This is a genomic window from Roseateles flavus (assembly GCF_039872765.1).
Classification (GTDB): domain Bacteria; phylum Pseudomonadota; class Gammaproteobacteria; order Burkholderiales; family Burkholderiaceae_C; genus Roseateles_B; species Roseateles_B flavus.
Genome location: NZ_JBDPZC010000001.1, coordinates 416,202 through 432,066, shown reverse-complemented (window position 1 = coordinate 432,066; position 15,865 = coordinate 416,202). Strand labels below are relative to the sequence as shown.

General features: G+C 57.8%; 14 protein-coding genes. 8 read left to right on the top strand and 6 right to left on the bottom strand.

The window, feature by feature from the left end; all coding sequences use genetic code 11:
- Positions 1 to 21: 21 nt before the first annotated feature.
- From ABDJ40_RS01865 to ABDJ40_RS01835, 7 genes are all read left to right on the top strand, one after another.
- Entirely contained in the window at positions 22 to 687 is a 666-nt protein-coding gene (locus ABDJ40_RS01865) for a metallophosphoesterase family protein (protein WP_347605374.1), read from the top strand.
- Positions 688 to 749: 62 nt separating this feature from the next.
- On the top strand, positions 750 to 2,180 hold the full coding sequence (locus tag ABDJ40_RS01860; protein WP_347605371.1) for a hypothetical protein: 1,431 nt from the start codon (positions 750 to 752) through the stop codon (positions 2,178 to 2,180).
- Positions 2,177 to 4,027, top strand: a complete 1,851-nt coding sequence (locus ABDJ40_RS01855; RefSeq protein WP_347605368.1) for a hypothetical protein — start codon at positions 2,177 to 2,179, stop codon at positions 4,025 to 4,027. Before ABDJ40_RS01860 ends, ABDJ40_RS01855 begins: the two co-directional genes overlap by 4 nt.
- Entirely contained in the window at positions 4,024 to 5,910 is a 1,887-nt protein-coding gene (locus ABDJ40_RS01850; RefSeq protein WP_347605365.1) for a hypothetical protein, read from the top strand. Before ABDJ40_RS01855 ends, ABDJ40_RS01850 begins: the two co-directional genes overlap by 4 nt.
- Positions 5,907 to 6,278 (top strand): hypothetical protein, encoded by a 372-nt coding sequence (locus tag ABDJ40_RS01845; RefSeq protein ID WP_347605363.1) that lies wholly within the window; start codon positions 5,907 to 5,909, stop codon positions 6,276 to 6,278. The genes ABDJ40_RS01850 and ABDJ40_RS01845 overlap by 4 nt, the downstream gene beginning before the upstream one ends.
- Before the next feature lie 21 nt (positions 6,279 to 6,299).
- Entirely contained in the window at positions 6,300 to 7,112 is an 813-nt protein-coding gene (locus tag ABDJ40_RS01840) for a metallophosphoesterase (RefSeq protein WP_347605360.1), read from the top strand.
- A 24-nt stretch (positions 7,113 to 7,136) separates the two neighbouring features.
- Positions 7,137 to 7,532 carry a hypothetical protein gene (locus ABDJ40_RS01835; RefSeq protein WP_347605357.1) on the top strand — a complete coding sequence of 132 codons (396 nt, stop codon included), beginning with the start codon at positions 7,137 to 7,139 and terminating at the stop codon, positions 7,530 to 7,532.
- Between the two features lie 399 nt (positions 7,533 to 7,931).
- Here the strand turns inward: ABDJ40_RS01835 and ABDJ40_RS01830 are convergent, their stop codons facing one another.
- Entirely contained in the window at positions 7,932 to 9,425 is a 1,494-nt protein-coding gene (locus ABDJ40_RS01830; protein ID WP_347605354.1) for a hypothetical protein, read from the bottom strand.
- On the opposite strand from ABDJ40_RS01830, the gene ABDJ40_RS24725 reads away from it, so the two are divergent.
- The gene (locus ABDJ40_RS24725) at positions 9,375 to 9,578 is read left to right on the top strand and encodes an SEC-C metal-binding domain-containing protein (protein ID WP_430765601.1); all 204 of its coding nucleotides are present in this window, start codon (positions 9,375 to 9,377) and stop codon (positions 9,576 to 9,578) included. The two genes, ABDJ40_RS01830 and ABDJ40_RS24725, sit on opposite strands and share 51 nt — an antisense overlap.
- Positions 9,579 to 9,779: 201 nt before the next feature.
- Here the strand turns inward: ABDJ40_RS24725 and ABDJ40_RS01825 are convergent, their stop codons facing one another.
- The 5 genes from ABDJ40_RS01825 to ABDJ40_RS01805 all read right to left on the bottom strand — a co-directional run bounded on the left by ABDJ40_RS01825 (position 9,780) and on the right by ABDJ40_RS01805 (position 15,864).
- Positions 9,780 to 11,024: a hypothetical protein gene (locus ABDJ40_RS01825; protein WP_347605351.1), complete on the bottom strand. Its 1,245-nt coding sequence runs from the start codon at positions 11,022 to 11,024 to the stop codon at positions 9,780 to 9,782.
- A 40-nt stretch (positions 11,025 to 11,064) separates the two neighbouring features.
- A complete protein-coding gene (locus ABDJ40_RS01820) occupies positions 11,065 to 11,394 on the bottom strand; it encodes a hypothetical protein (RefSeq protein ID WP_347605348.1) in 330 nt (109 codons plus the stop codon).
- A gap of 124 nt (positions 11,395 to 11,518) precedes the next feature.
- Entirely contained in the window at positions 11,519 to 11,968 is a 450-nt protein-coding gene (locus ABDJ40_RS01815; protein WP_347605345.1) for a DUF7665 family protein, read from the bottom strand.
- 9 nt (positions 11,969 to 11,977) lie between these two features.
- A complete protein-coding gene (locus ABDJ40_RS01810) occupies positions 11,978 to 12,460 on the bottom strand; it encodes a hypothetical protein (RefSeq protein ID WP_271007439.1) in 483 nt (160 codons plus the stop codon).
- A 92-nt stretch (positions 12,461 to 12,552) separates the two neighbouring features.
- Entirely contained in the window at positions 12,553 to 15,864 is a 3,312-nt protein-coding gene (locus tag ABDJ40_RS01805) for a UvrD-helicase domain-containing protein (RefSeq protein WP_347605341.1), read from the bottom strand.
- Position 15,865: the final 1 nt, after the last annotated feature.

The window sequence follows — 15,865 nt, the reverse complement described above, 5'->3', positions numbered from 1 at the left end:
CATCGCTGCGATGACATCGCCATGAAGCTGCAGATCCTCTCGGACCTCCACATGGAGACCGAGGCCTTCGAGCCCCAGCCGGCGCCCGGCGCCGAGCTGCTGGTGCTGGCCGGCGATGTGGACAGCAGCTGGCGCGGCCTCTCGGCCTTCGCCGGCTGGCCGGTGCCGGTGCTTTTCGTGCCGGGCAACCATGAATACGACCAGCGCGAGATCCGCGAGACCAGCGCCGTGCTGCGCCGCGAATGCGAACGCCTGGGCCTGCGCATGCTCGATGACGAGGCCCTGGTGCTGGATGACAGCCAGGGCCGCCGCATCCGCTTCCTGGGCTCCACGCGCTGGAGCGATTTCGAAGTCTTCGGCAGCGCCCAGCGCGAGCGTGCCATGCGCGCGGCCGGCTATTTCCAGCGCGTCATGGCGGCCCGCCTGGACGGCCAGCCCTTCGGAGCCGAGGCCGTGCGACGCCTGGGCCTGGAGAACCGCGCCTGGCTGGAGCGCACGCTGCCGGTGACCGGCGGCGAGGCCGTGGACGCCACCGTGGTCATCACCCATTTCGCCCCCAGCCTGAAGAGCGCCGACCCACGCTACGGCAAGCAGCCCGGCACCGCCAGCTTCTGCAATGACGACGAGGCGCTGATGCCCGGCGTGCAGCTGTGGATCCACGGCCTACTAGCAACTCTTTGCCATTGACAAGAGCCTAGCAACTCTTTTTATGATGGACAGCATCACCCCGAATCGTTGGAGTCGATGCGATGGCCCTGGCCCAGCCCTTCACCATCCCCAAGCTCTTCCTGACAGAGCTGGTTGAACCGACTGACCGCGACGCGATCCTTGTGAACCTCGACACTGGTTCCGAATCGGACCAGTACGCCCATCGGGACGCTGCTCATCCAGGCTTTGAAGAGCCGGAGGAGAAGTCGGTCTATCCATTCTTCCCGCTCGTGCTCTGTAGCGACGGTACGCCCTGGGCCGAGGCGACGCTTTACCTGCTTGATCGACTGGAACTCGATTACGCCCCGAAGATGTCCAACTACTCCACGTCGGCGTCTGATTTGGCCTTCTATCGCAGGTACTTAGAGAACTCTGGTACGGAATGGACAGACTTTCCTAAGGACAAGAACCGGCGCCCCACATACAAGTTCCGTAGATATCTCTTTACTCTGCACACTGCAGGCGAAATTTCCTCGAGTTACGCCAATCGAATAATCAGAAGCGTCATCCGATTTTACAAACACCTGGTTAAGTCAAAATATCTCGTCCTTGAGAATCCGCCATGGGACGAGAAGACGGTGACTATATTCTTCGGCACCAAAGAAGGTCAACGGCACTCAAAGGAACTGGCATCGACCGATCTTCCCCTTAAAGAGAGCAGGTCAAAGAACCCATATGACGACCGGATTGAGGACGGTGGAAAAATTCGACCTTTACCTAAGAAGGAGCAGCATGCGCTAATCACTGTCCTGCGGCAGCTGAGAAACACGGAAATGACGTTGATGCATGTCTCGTCTCTTTCTACCGGCGTCAGGATTCAGACTGTCTCAACTCTCCGTAAGGGCCACTTCCTAACGCCCCCGTCAAAAATCAGGCGCGACTACATTCCGATTCCAGCCGGCCCCTTAACAGGGATAGATACCAAGCGGAACAAGAGGGGAATAATCGTTATGCCGAAGTGGCTATATGTTTCGCTTTACACGTACCTGCAGAGCGACAGGTGGAAACATCGCGCCAGCAAGTCACCATTGGGTTATTCCATCGACCAATTCCTGTTCCTCAGCCAGCGCGGTCAGTCCTTCTACGACACACAAGAAGACATCATCGCTGGGCGTCTTCGTGAGGACCTCCGCTCTGTAAAGACCGGGCAAGGAATCCGCGCGTTTATGACCAATCGTGTAATACCGGCGATGCGAAAAATCCTAGAGGATCAGGATTTCACCTACCAGTTCCACGACCTGCGTGGCACCTACGGCCTGAACTATCTGGAGTTCAATCAACCAAGGATTGCTGACGGATCGACGAGCAGGGAAAAGGTCTTACAGGACCTAGCGCAACTCTTATGGCACGACTCAACGGAAATTACTGAGCGCTACATCAAGTATCGTGAGTCGACCAATTGGGCCCGCGAGGCGAATGATGGTTGGTTCGCTCACTTGGAAGATTTAGCTTCGCAAGCGATGGCTACATGAGACAGACTGTCGACGTAGTCATGCCCGTGCCAGAGGCATATTCGGTCATCGACCCTTCGATGGCAATGCTGACGTGGCCGGGCTATGGCCGAAAATTTGATCTTGGAAAGTTTGCGTTTTTCAATAGAGATACGTCGAATAACAAAAGGATAAAGCACTACTTCTCACCGCACTCCAAGACAGACATTCGCGATGAATTTATAAGAAAAGTCATCAAGCTAGCGTCCACCTTTGAAACCGTTGAAGCCCTACGGCCCGCGTCCGTCTATTCTCGCCTAGCCGGGTTGGAAGCATTTCTTGATTGGGCAGATAAAAATAGGTACCCCGTAAATCTCAACTCCTCCTATAGGATGGAGCTTTTAGTTGAGAGATATTTCGCACACGGAATCAGCGAAGTCGCGTTGGGAGCTAGCCGCAATAATGGAATGGCGCAGGATCAAGGCAGCATCCTATCCATATTTCGCGGTATCTTCGAAGACGAACAATGGGGCAATCGACTACGCAGATTAAGGCATTCGAAATCAGATACTCAACCCACAGAGGTTCCACCAACAACCGACCTGGGCGTCTTATATGCTGCATGCAAGCAATTGTTCGTTGGCATATCAAATCTCATACTAAATCCAGAGAATTTCCCGCATTCAATAACGGGACCATTCGGTCCTGATCCGGAGAGCATCAATGTGATCTTCATGGCTGATGGTCGCACAAGCCTCAAATCCAATCCTCATTGGAATGAAGTCACTGGCCTACCCCGAACCTATGCCGAGCTAAGAGACTCGATTGGGCACAAGTACAAATACCCGCGTGAAACTGCACACAATATACATTCGATCCATCGCAGGACCCAACTCGTCTCAAGTTCCGTCGATCATCGTCCAAGACGCGAACTAGCCCATACGGCTGCATATTGCTTCGGCATGATTCTTTCGCAGGCTTCGGGCTGGAATCTTCAACCTCTTTGTGACCTAGAGTTTGATTCAGAGTTAGAAGGGCGTATCAGCAAGGCTGAAGTATCACGCCAGCTCTTTCGCTCTATTAAGTTTCGCGCTAACGGCAACGAAGTTTTCATCGAGCTCCCTGTCTCATTTATTCCGCTGCTAAGACGTTTTCTTCAACTTCGAAGTCATATTGTTGGCGAGGCCAAAATCAGAACACTTCTGATCGCGCAAGACAGATATCTTTCGCCTCGTGAAATCACGGATACATTTCAAACTCGTCTTTTTGGTAAGTTGGCGACGCTCGGTATTGAGCTGCCGAGGTTGTTCTCACGAAAGCTTCGCGCAGCAAAGCACGATAGGCTAATTAGGACGGAAAGCCCTAAGGTCACTGCAGAGGTGATGGGGCAATCGCTCCAGACCACACTAATGGCCTACTCGAATGGCTCTGCCGAGGCTCACCGAGAAGAGATGTCGGCATACCTTAAGGGGTTGGAGCGAGCCTCTACCAGGCAGCAAGCTGAGAACGAGATCGCGACGGGCCACTGTGGTTCGCGTAATAGCCCCACACCCATCAGCCCCAGCGCACCGGTCCAGGTTGCTTGCGGCACTGGAGTGGGTTGCCTCTTCTGCATGAATTTTCGTCCGCATGCCGACGAGAAAGATATTCGGAAGCTGCTCAGCTGCCGCAAGTGCCTGAGCCTAACCCTCGAGCTCTCCCCCACTCCAACGAATGATGATGGGCTAACCAGCCTGATCAAACGAATTGACGACGTCTTGAGCACCATAGAAAACCATATGCCGAGTTCCGAAATAGAGCGCATACGGTTAGATGTATATGAAAACGGAAACCTTGATCCATACTGGGAAGGAAAACTATCCCAGCTTATCGAACTAGGAATCATATGAAAATTCAGCGCGATCCAACATCAATGGCAGCAGTTGTCGCAATTGACGGATTTATTCCGAGCGATGACACCGCCGTCACATTTGGGAAGTCCAAAGAAGTAGCTTCGCGATTCTCTGATATGTATTGGAACCTCAGCGCTTACGCGGGATCGCAAGGGGAGCGAGGAATATGCTGGGAAAATCTACTGCCAGATTTTATCTCTCCGGCCCTGCGCCATGATTTGACCAATCAGACCAAAGCAATTCTATTTAATGTCTGGTTGAAAGATGCGTCAGGTCCAATTAAACTCGATACTATTACAAATGCTGCGTACCTCCTGAGGATGCTCGCAAGGCATGCCGCCGAAAAGGGGGCAACGGTATTCCAAGCGCTGGAGTCAAAGAGCTCCATCGTAGCTTTTCTGGGAGCGGGTCAAGCCCAAAAAAGAGCTGCGATTCGGCTTCATGCATTACTTCGAAAGCTCGTTGCGCTTGGGCAGAGCAAGACAACACTGAAAGTGCCATTTTCCGAGGTCAGAAAAGAACTTCTCAAAGCCCATCACGAGTTCCAATACAACCAGACGCCACCGATACCGGCCCGTATTTATTCTCAGCTCATCTCTAGCCTAGAGGGCGACCTATCTAATCTAGAAGGCATATGTCAGCCGTTATGCGCCTATCTAAGCGATGGTCTGGCCATAGGCTTCCCGAACGCAGAAGTCCCTGAGCAGCTTGCCTCGTATCTCAAAGATGAGGGTTTAAGAAATGGTTCGCACGGCGTAGCACAAATCCTTACGCGAGTAAGTGGCGTTTGCGGCCTCGCGATCATTACCTTTTCAGGCATGCGATTGCAGGAGATGTCTAGCTTGCCGTTCAACTGCCTGAATCTGGGTCTAGGTGGCCCGAACGCGTACCCACTCATCCAGGGCGTTACGACAAAGCTTAAAAAAAGTCCTGCTCGTGCAACGTGGGTTACGTCGGATATTGGCGTACGCGCCGTACGTCTCGCCCAAACCATCTTTGGAGTTTTTCACAAAATACTGGGCGGCGGAAAACATTTGAAATCGAAGGACGGGAGTTATTTGCTGTTCTGCCGTACTGGGTATCTAGGCAGAGGATACTTGCCTGACGTGCAGAGTTCAGGATTACCAGCGTACTTCCGTGCTATCAGCCGGCGCTATTCGCTCACAATTCAGGATCAAGACATCGAAGAGTTGTGTCTCATCGACCCATTTCGCCCATGGGAGTCCGATGCGAAGTTCACGGTTGGTAAGGTGTGGCCAATCGCACCCCACCAACTCAGGCGCAGCTTGGCGTTATACGCCCATGCCAGCGGCATTGTCTCGATTCCCACACTGAAGCGCCAACTGAAACATATTTTGGCGGCAATGGCGAGGTATTACGCAAAGGGCTCAGCATTCGCGGATAAATTCATAAGAATGAATCCAGATCATTTTGCACATGAATGGAACGAAGCAACGGCGCTGGCCGAATTCACCGGCTACACGAAAGCAATATTTCTGCCGGAAGGCGAACTATTCGGGGCACACAGCTCATTTTCTGCCCTGCATCTGAAGACCGAAAACCCGATTGTATTCTCTCGTAGATCAGATACCTTGGCTGCGTTTAAGCGAGGTGAACTTGGATTTAAAGAGACTGTACTCGGTGGTTGCACGAATCCTGAACCATGCAAAATCCCTCCGCTTGAGTGGCTGCCTTTGAACTGCCTGGAGAATGATTGTCGCCATATGCTTGGCGTTAAGGACAGGCTGAAACTAATAATCCGCAGTCAGGAGTCGGAGGTTGCGCGGTTGTCGAAGATTTGCCCGGAGAGTTCCGAGTACAATTTCGAGGCAGACATTCTCGCCCGCCTGCGTCAGGTAGGAGAAAGGCACCTCCAATGAGCTCTGATCTTCAGGATTATTTTGATGCCCTTGAACGACTTAAGGAACGGGGCGAGAAGATTAACAATGACTCTGTATCCCGCGAGGCCGGCCGCAAACCCGGGAGTATAAAAAAGTCTCGCCCTGAATTCGATTTCTTGCGCAGCGAGATTAAGAAGGCTGCTGGAAAGTCATCGCCTTCAGGCGATGAAACTAAGAGAAAGGACGCCCTGGCTGAACTCAGGGAAAAATTGGCTGTAGCGGAGGCAAAAATTATTTCGGGGTACAGTAGAGAAATTTCGCTCTTAAGGCAAATTCGCAAACTGAGAGTTGAGCTTGTTGCTCTCAAAGGCGGGAGCGTGGTTCCCTTGCGAGCAAAGCTCGATTAGATTTCCAGATACGGACTGAGGATGCGATTCCAGTTGATTTCAGACCTGCACTTGGAACGTGATCCTTTGTTCCAATGTCGGCCAGCTAAGGGCGCCGAAGTTTTGATTCTCGCCGGGGACATAGGCTCTTACCAGTCGGGGTCTTTGCTCGCCGCTAGAGATTTTGGTCTTTCTCGCTTTTCCCCATCGTCCGGCCCATGGGATCATGTTCTGTTTGTGCCTGGCAACCACGAATACGATCAGCTTGACTTCCTTGAAACTCATTCTCGTCTGGCTGATGTTTGTGAATCTTTAGGCATTACGTTCTTAGAGCGAAGTAGCATTGTCTTAAGCGGAATCAGAATACTGGGAACTACGCTCTGGAGCGATTTCGACGCACTTACCGCAACGCTTAAGGGCCCAGTGGATAATGAGAAGGCGATTGCCATTAGAGAGAAGGCATTTCGAGCGGCCAATTTCTATCTGCGGAAGAACTCAACCCTTGCTGGGGGAGCTCAGCTGTTGGCGGCTGACATACGAGAGCTCGGATTGACCTGTCAAAAATGGCTTACCACCGCATTGGCTGAGCCATTTGAAGGAAAGACCCTAGTTGTTTCACATTTCGCCCCGAGCCTTCGTAGCGCTGATCCGCGCTATGGAATTACACCGGGTACAGCTGGATTTTGCAATTCCCTAGACCATTTATTCCCTTACGTCGATGTTTGGGCTCACGGCCATCTTCATTGTCCCAATATCTATCAGGCAGGGCGGTGTCGTGTTGTTTCAAATAGTCTGGGCTATCGCGCAAAGGGTGAGCAAGTTGGATTCATTCCGGATTTCACGTTTGATTTGTGACTCCGGTACTATTACAACGACTACATGGAACTCGGTTTCAAGCCGGACTCGGCGGGCCTCCATATGAATGCCCAGACCCATACGCCTGAAGCGCTTGACCTTCGGTTCGTAGCGAAGGCTATCGGCGACTTGGACGCGCTCGTGCGAGCCGTCCTGACTTCCTTGCCGACGTCCAAGCCTTGGCAGCGTCAGCTTCGAGCGCAACTGAGCGAGGCGGATCGTCTTATCGAGGTCCTGCGCCTCGTAGTCGCGATGGATCGAGGCGAGCAGGAGGTTGCACAGGCCGGCCGCGAGTTGCTAACCGCAATGCGCGCTGCGTACAGCTACGTGAACGCCGGACGTGCGGACGTGAGCACCAGAGCGGCATTGCTCCTGGGATTCAATTTGGCAGAGAAAATCGCCGCGAGTCTGGGCGAGTAGTTGGCGCTCGGCGAAGCAGATGAAGGGAATTTTCGGCCCCCGGACGGAAACGCTCAGAGCGGCTGGTACAGGTACGGTACGAATACGATAGCTGCCCGGCTCGGTTGTGCCCATGTTGGCGGTCATCGGCCGCCTCTTAGCAATCTTGCACGCGCCTGGTCGACCCCGGTTTCCATCGGCACAGCGGTCGAACCTGAGCCCGCGGCGACGAAATTGGCGTCCCATGTGGCTCGGCCTCGTCATCAGCCGGACCTCCCCTTTGCGCCAACGGTCACGCGCTCCATGCCCTAGTCGAGTTCGTCACAGGTGACGCCCTCCTTCGTCAGCGAGAGGAACTACGCGGTCGGCGCTGACCGTCGCCGGAGAGTTGAAACACGCTGACATGTTTCAAGGTGCGGTTCACTGCGACAGCGCCTGCACAATCGGAGCCAGAACAGCTCGTCCTACGACTGCGGCGCCAGGCCCCTCTCCCATTAACTCGGCAATGCGGTGCTCGTCGAGGCGGCCAGCCTTGATGTCTTCGCGCAGCTGAGCGGCCAGCGCGCCGATGGCTAGTGCCAGCGTCGCGCTCGCCATGGGCGTGAGCCCGTTGGTTGAACTCGGATCGTGGGCAGTCATCGCATCAATCGTTGGCTGCAGCCCAGGGAGCACCTCAGCCGGGAGCGTCGCCTTGAAATTTTGAAGCACCCACTTGGCGATGTTCAACACGCGCTGCGCTTGTCCCTCGAGCACGCGGCTGATGAGTTGCTCGCCCTCAAACTCAGCCAGCGTCGAATAGGCGGCGAGTTCGGCATGCATCTTGGCTGCGGCCTTGCCCAACGAACGAGCCTCGATCTTGCGTAGCAACTCCGAGAACACGCCGTCTTGGCTCCCATTAGAAATCGCGGCGGCCAGACCCGCCGTGGGCTGCTTGGGGACCGCCACTCGGGCGATGGCCGAGGCGCTCTCGACCTTCTTGATGTCGTTGGGAGGACGGGCCGCCATTGGGTCGATGTCCACCGTAACGGTCTTAGTCTCGGCGCCCGCGCTCGCCGTCCCAAACCGCATGCCGAAGTGGATCGACGAGAACAGCGAAAGGCGGCCAAAGATTTGCCCATCCGACGCATCAACGCCCACCGTCACGCGGTGGCCGAACTCGAAGGCATTGGGGGCCGCATCCGGCTGAATGTCGAAGTCCCACCACACGGGCGCCTGCCCACCCCATGGCGCGAGCGCGGCCTCAAATGCCTGTCGCGCAGTTTCCAACCTTGGATTGGCCGGGCCATCATTAGGCTCGCCGCATCCGCTCGAAATTTGGGCGAGCTTGGCGATGGCCTGCGTGTATGCGATGAACTGCGCCACGTCGCCAGAGCGCGCGAGGGCGGGAAACGCTTGGGCCAAGAAGGTCTGCGTCACATACGCCACCGCGCCGAGGCCACATGGACCGCCAAAGCGCCGCTGGTGGTGGACAGCCCCGAGGTAGTAAGGGTGCTCCTGGGCCTTCTGCAGCGGCGTCACGTCGATCCCATTGGCCTTCTGCTCGGCGAGCCATTGGTTCAGCGCCTGCCGGCTCGGAAAGGACATGTTCATAACCACGCCATTGGCGACGAGTTCTTGGGAGATGACGCGCGGTGATGTGAACGAACTCTCCTTTACCGAGAGCCTCACCTCCTCACCCGAACTGTCGTCGCGCGCAAGCACGCTTTTGACGTCGTCCGAATGGTCCGGGACAACGCCGAGCATGGCATTGAGAACATCTACTTGGTTCGCCAAGTCCGCGACTAGGCTGGAATAGCCGTTATCGTGGGTCGTGCAATAGATATTCTTGTTGGTCCGCCGCCCGCCGAGCGCCGCCGGGAAGACATGCTCCCCCGAGCCAGCAGCCTGGCCGCAAACGATGCAAGTATTGGCCATCTTCTCTCCCTGGATTTTGTTGTGGTGGTTGCATTTTCCGGCATCGCTACCCTCCCCGAATACGTGAGAGAGGTAGGGCGAATGAAGATCGGGCTAAAGGACCCATGCCACTGCGGTAGCGGACGCAAGTACAAGACGTGCTGCTTGCCCTAGCCGTAGATCGAAGGGACTGGCGATGAAGCGGCAATGCCCTGGGGTCGCCAGCATGGTTGCAATGTCCAAGCACGCGGGCGGTGGACTACTCTTGCGCGCCCACTGTCGCGTCTCGCCCAGTTGGGGGTTGTGGGTGCGCCGGGCATCTCAGGTTCCCGCGGCTTCCTGACGCCAAACTGGAATTCATTCAACAAGCCTCACTCAGGCAGCCTCGAGCCGATCTGGGGCCCGGAGGGTCACGTCAATGACGCTATGTGCAGCGAGGCCAGCCTGACGGCGAATCCACTCGGCGAGGAGGACAGCTGCGGCATAGCACCCCACAAAAGGAGCCCCAACGGACCTCGTTGCCAAGGTCGTGACGCCGCAAGGGTCGCGGCCGGACTGCAGGAGCGCACGGTATGCAGGCGCGAGTTGCGTCGAAGCTCCGAGGTCATCGCGTGCCCAGATTCGCGAGGCCGATGATGTGCCCGGGAATCCCCGCACCCGTAATGCCCTGAAGTCTCGGTGCCCCGAGCCTAGCCCAGCGTCCAAGACCAGTGAGAAGCCGGCGCCCTCACAGACTCGACGTGCGCTAGGGTTGTCCACGCCGAAGAGCGCAGTTGTTGGCTCGCCGGGCGCAAGGCGGGTGTTTGCGTCAAACCGCCGTTCAACGATTCGCGTATCGAAACCACGCGCCTCCATCCAGGAGGCCACGGTTCTGGTCTTCTTGCTTCCGATGTCGCCCGGGCTCGACAGCACCGAGGTGGTCAGGGTCGACTGCGTGATGACGTCAATGTCCTGCAAAACCAGTCGCGTGAAGCTGCTGCGCTTCATCATGCCCAATGTCCAGCAGTAGGCCTGTCCAAGGTGACCGAGTCCGACGACCCATAGGTCGCCACTAACCGCACTGCCAACGTCTCCAGTAGGTTGCGCAGCATCGGCTTTCATCGACCAGAGGGACATCGACAGAGGGCGGCGCCCCGCATACGGGTTGTCTCTACGGAGCAGGGAGAAGGCCTCACTCACAGCGAGTGACGCGGCCGCGACGCAGGCCGGTGCAAAGACTGCGTGCCTTGATGCGGGAGCCGGGCCGATGCCGAAGCGCCACCCTGCTGCCCACGGCTCCAGGGACGTGCGACTGGTCGGGTCCGAACAACGACCCACTCGAATCTCCGGCCAAGCCTCTGTAGGTATGCAGGTGGAGTTCACCCCTGCCCATCCGACGAATGAGGCCAAAGAGGAGCCTTCAAAGCCAGGCACGTTCAGCGTCAAACTAAGGTCGCCGACGATGTGGACGTTGCCCTGAAAGCTCCTCGCAGCGGTGTTAATAACGGTCAGCGCCATGATCTGAAGCCCGCTGTCTTGCGCGACGTCTTCGCCCAGCGTCAGGCACACGCCGTAGCCAGCGAAAGTAATGATTGCCTCGTCGATAGTCGCCACCTCACCGCTGTCGACGAGCATCTTCATCAACCGATGGAACGAATCTGCATGCATGAAGGTATCCCCTTTAAACCAAGTGAATGCGTGTCTCGGCCTCGAGGTCCAGGTAGCTGGCCCAACTCTTCGCGCCCAGGTAAACATTGACGCTGACGGAGCGGGGAGTCACCTTGCCCTGCGCGTAGCGCGGCACGATCAACGCCATGTGCCCGGCCTGGGAAACCATCGGGTTCGTCCGGTCAGACAGGCTTTGATACGGCCCTCGCGGGTGGGTATGCACATCTGCAACCACCATCTGCTGGCGGGCCGCGCACACGGCCCACAACCTCGTGAAGGCTGCTGTTCCCAACCTCACGTAGCCCTTCGTCAAGGCTTCCGGGTCGAGGTCGTCGTACGGCACCCAAGAGTGCACATGCCGGGTATTTCCCTGCACCTGTCCGAGCAAGAACGCCCCCGACTCTCTCCTTCCACCCCCGCGTTGGCGGAGGTCCGCCATCAGGTCGAGCCACGTCCCCCTCGATACTTCAAGCCGGTTGGAGTTCATTGCTCTGCAGAACCTCGTGGATTGCTTCGACGTACTGGACAAGCCCGCGCGCGGGATTCCAGATGAGGTGCGGCAACTCGGAATACCAGTTGTCGTGACCCACGATGGACTCACGATCACAGGGGATGTAGAGCGCAGCGCCGCCCTTCCAGCCAGGGTTGAAGACCTGGGACACGCGGCCGCCGCGCGGCCAGAGGTTTCCAGGGAGCTGCTGCTGCGAACTGCGGTCCCAGGGTGTTCCTTGAGGCGGTCGCGCCGGGTAGCCGCTGCAATCGAATCGGATGCAGGTGGGCCGCCCGTCGCGGTCGAAAACCTCAATGAAGGCGAACGGCCAGGCGAGAGTGACCAGTCGCCACCTTCCGCGACTGGCCCCCGCCTTGAAGCGGCCCTGAGCGAGGTGCGCCTCCAGCGCTTGGAGTTCCTGGTTCATGGCGTCCTCTTAGCCGTTGACGCGAGGAGCAGGCACGAGGTCGAAGCTGACCGATTGCTGTGGCGCCTTGACCAGGCTACCGAGGTGCACATCCGGGTCCGGGCGGATGTCGGTGCCGGCGATCTGGAGCATGAGCTCCGCTGCGTCGGAGGCAACGATGCCGAACTCATCCGTCGCCCAGCGCTTGACGCGAGAGATGGTGGCGTTGGGACGGAAGGTTCGGTGCGCCTCACGGCCGGCGTAGCGAACGTTGACCGTGATGGCCTTGAGCCGGTGCAGGTGCAGACGCAGGCCGTCGACGATGGCCTCGAGCTTGTCGATAGCGCCCTCGTCGTCATCGTCCTCGATGAAGAGGATGAGCGCCTCGTGGTGCTCGCTGGAGGGCATGCGTGCCAGGCAAGCCTGGCGCAGGTCATGCTTTGTGGCACCCTCGTGGAGTTCGAGAACCTCGACGTCGGAGAGCAGTTCGGACTGCAGGAAAACTTGGGTCATGGTCTTCTTTCAGCGGGCCATGCAACATGTGGCCCTCACCTACTCAATCGACGCATCTCTCCCAAACCCGAATTGCTCTGACCTCGAAAACCTCAGGTGGATGGCAGGGACGGGCAGACATACGAGTACGCGCAACGCGCGCACGGATAGCGGCCTCCGCTGGGATTGAAGTCGCCGCTCGCGAGCCCCTGCGAGCGCGTCGAGAGCAGCGACCTATCCGCCACGTAGATAGGCGTAACGTCCCGCGAAGTACCTCGACTTAGATCAAGCAATGACGCTGCGACTACTTTGCCCCCAATGGGGGTGAGGTGCATCAGCTGGCCGAGGAACTTGTCATGCCGTTCGAGCGTGGTTTTCGATGCGCTGTAGAAGTCAACGCAATGCAGGTGCCATCCGCCAGGTGCGCGGATCACCACGCCCCATGGCAGTCCAACCTCAAGGCTTCGAACGTCCGCTGAAGCCTGAAGGAACTTTCCTTGGAGCCCCGATAGGTAGGTTGAACCGCTCACGGCTGACGCCCAGGCTTGTGACCAAAGCTGGGGGTCGGCACTCGCGTCCGGAAGGCGCGCCTGCGCCCAGGCCCGAGCAAAAGTCTCCGCAAGCCTGTCGTACTGATTGGCTTCGGCGAGCTCCTTCAATGTTCGCCGTACCAGCGCACGAGCCTGCAGCGCCGGATTTGGCGACAGCTCTTGGCCCAGCTCGAAGCCAAACCGATAGAGATACTGACGTGGGCAGCGGTCATAGGCCATGAGTTGGTCATGTGCAACGTAGGCCGGCGCAGTGCCGCTTGTCGGCTTGGTAGCAGAGGACGTTGCGCTTTTCCCGATGGGCCCATCTTGCTCGATCAAGACCCCACTTCCCACTGCCTCCTCAAGCGCCACTACATGGTCAAAGGGGAACTCCTTGCTGTTTTCGTAGATGGAGATTGCATCCTTCGCGCGTGAGACGGCGACGTACAGCAGGTTGTGTTTCTCCACCTCCGCTTCGAACTGGTGCTGTTCCACGGTGCTGCGGATAGCTTCGGGCGGCAACAGCGGGTTCTCTTCATCGTCGCCAGCAAAGTCGCGGCCATTGACACACGCGAGATGCACCGCCTGGAACTCAAGGCCTTTGCTGCCGTGGACGGTCAGGACTCTGACGCCTTCCAGTCCGTTCGTCTCAGGCGGCAGCTCGCGGTCCACGTAGATGTCGCGGACTTGCTGACGCAGTCGGACGCGGTGGAGCAATCGGAACAGCGTCGTTCGCTTCCTGTCGCCATCGCCCACGCGGGCCATGTAGGCGAACTGCCACTGAGCCAATCTCCGAAGGTGCCCATCAATTGAATGGTCGTCGAGGTCTGCAAGGAGGAATCGTCGCTCAAGTAGCAGCTCGCACAAGAAGTCCCAGGGACTTGAAGACCAGGAGAAGCCACGCATCAATTTAGCGAGAGCGCGTCTGCTTGCGTGCCCGCCCCGCGACAACGGAACCTCGCTTGAATTGACCCACTCCGCTCGGTGAAGCGAAGAGTCATCGGCAACGGCCTGAAGGGTCGCCATGATGTCCGCTGTGCCCATCTTTGGCTCGACGAGCTCGCCGATGCGTAGCAAGGCCCGCGGGCTTCGTTCGACGACCAGCTGAATAAACGCCAGCAGGTCCTTCACCTCCTGACGCTCCATCAACTCGCCAACGTACACCACTGGGATGCCCGCTTCCTTCAGCTCCTTGGCGGCTGCGGCAACGACAGCACCCTTGCGGGCTAGTACCACCTGGTTCCGCAGCGCAATTCCGTCTTTGAGCTCCTGCCGGATGTTGTTCGCCAACGCGGTCCACATTGCAGGCCGAGCCGTAGACCGGTAGATGACCGGTGGGCGCCCGCTGGGACCTCGTTTGCACTTGGCTTCGGTCAGCGGAAACTCGTCCTGTAGGGGGTGCACCTCACCGGCGAATGCGGTGAGGTCGATCACCTCCTGCACGCTGCGTCGGTTCTCAACGAGGTCGTACCGCTTCGCGCGTGCGAAGCGCCGTTCGAAACCCAACAGGGCATCCAAGGATGCTCCGCGCCAGTGATAGATCGCTTGGCGGACATCTCCCACCACCCAAAGGGATTGAGCATTCCTGGACAGCTCTGCGGTCATCGCAAGCATGGCGGAAGTCAGGTCCTGAAACTCATCCACCAGCACATGCTCGTAGCGGTCAGCGACATCAGTGAATTTCGCTCGGTCCGTTGCTATGGCCTGCGCTGGCATGGCCACCAGGTCGACGAAGTCCACAACGCCTCGCTCTTGAAGTGCGTCCTCGTAGGTCCGTGCGACGGTCGCTACGTCGCGGAAGCGAGCCCGTTCTATGTCGTCATCCGTCGTTTCCAACGCGGCTGCGAGGTACTCGTCGATGGGAACTAGCTCTTCCTTGACGCGCAGCGCGGTCTCGAGGACCGGTGGCAGCCATTCGTAGGGGTCGTCGGTGCGCTTGTAGAACTCTAGATGCGCGTTCGCCAGTGCCCGAGCTGTGAGCGTCAGCTGGGTAATCTTGTCCGCGACAGCGACGTCCTGCGACACATTGAAGTGCTGGAAATACTTGCGTAGGAACTCCAGTCCGAAGGCATGGAAGGTGCCTGCCCAAATCTCGGACGCGCCTCTGACCCCGGCCCGCTGCAGCCTGTCGACCAGCTCCGCCGCGGCTTTGTTTGTGAACGTGAGGACCAGAATCTTGCGTGGATCGACGTTGTCCTCCTCGATGAGTTTCTTGACCCGATGTACAAGCGTAGTCGTCTTGCCGGTTCCTGGGCCGGCCACTACATGGACGTGTTTCTCCGTCGCGTAAATGGCCTTTAACTGGTCCGCGCTTGGCTTTGGAAGTGGCCCTGGAGGCAGAGGCACGTAGGGTGGCAGCAGCACCGCATCCAGCACCTGTTGCCGGGCAACCTCCAGCGGAATGCCCAGGTCCTTCGCGATAGCTCGGGGGCCTTGGCCCGCAAAGAACATCGCACGAGCAACCTGGCGGGGCAACAGCAACTCTCTGCCGAAGACGTTCTTCTGCAGCTCGTCGCGTTCTCTTGCCCCGTAGGCTTCGACGTGTGCCGCCGTGGGTGACGCCGGCACGAACTCCTCAGCGTCGCGATGGAGGTCGTCTTCATCGACATCCGGATCGAGCTTGAAGTGCCCCAACTCATGGGCAATGAGATACGCCTGCTTGGGCCAGTCGTAGTCGTCGCGGTAGTAGATGAATCCTTCATTGCGCCTAAGCGTCGCCTTGGCGCCCCGCAGAACTCCGCTGGCCTTTGGCACTGGTTGAATGCCAAGCTCGCCGATGACCTCTTCGACCCGGGACAGCAGGTCTTTCGAGGAAACCGGCGACCCCGCCTGCTTGCCCACCAGCTCTTCTCGAAGCTTCAACGCCTCTTCACGCGCACGCAGAAAAGGATTCACC

Coding starts and splice junctions, on each gene's coding strand:
- ABDJ40_RS01865 (WP_347605374.1), top strand. CDS start 22: ATGAAGCTGCAGATCCTCTCGGACCTCCACATGGAGACCGAGGCCTTC.
- ABDJ40_RS01860 (WP_347605371.1), top strand. CDS start 750: ATGGCCCTGGCCCAGCCCTTCACCATCCCCAAGCTCTTCCTGACAGAG.
- ABDJ40_RS01855 (WP_347605368.1), top strand. CDS start 2,177: ATGAGACAGACTGTCGACGTAGTCATGCCCGTGCCAGAGGCATATTCG.
- ABDJ40_RS01850 (WP_347605365.1), top strand. CDS start 4,024: ATGAAAATTCAGCGCGATCCAACATCAATGGCAGCAGTTGTCGCAATT.
- ABDJ40_RS01845 (WP_347605363.1), top strand. CDS start 5,907: ATGAGCTCTGATCTTCAGGATTATTTTGATGCCCTTGAACGACTTAAG.
- ABDJ40_RS01840 (WP_347605360.1), top strand. CDS start 6,300: ATGCGATTCCAGTTGATTTCAGACCTGCACTTGGAACGTGATCCTTTG.
- ABDJ40_RS01835 (WP_347605357.1), top strand. CDS start 7,137: ATGGAACTCGGTTTCAAGCCGGACTCGGCGGGCCTCCATATGAATGCC.
- ABDJ40_RS24725 (WP_430765601.1), top strand. CDS start 9,375: ATGCTCCCCCGAGCCAGCAGCCTGGCCGCAAACGATGCAAGTATTGGC.
- ABDJ40_RS01830 (WP_347605354.1), bottom strand. CDS start 9,425: ATGGCCAATACTTGCATCGTTTGCGGCCAGGCTGCTGGCTCGGGGGAG.
- ABDJ40_RS01825 (WP_347605351.1), bottom strand. CDS start 11,024: ATGAAGATGCTCGTCGACAGCGGTGAGGTGGCGACTATCGACGAGGCA.
- ABDJ40_RS01815 (WP_347605345.1), bottom strand. CDS start 11,968: ATGAACCAGGAACTCCAAGCGCTGGAGGCGCACCTCGCTCAGGGCCGC.
- ABDJ40_RS01810 (WP_271007439.1), bottom strand. CDS start 12,460: ATGACCCAAGTTTTCCTGCAGTCCGAACTGCTCTCCGACGTCGAGGTT.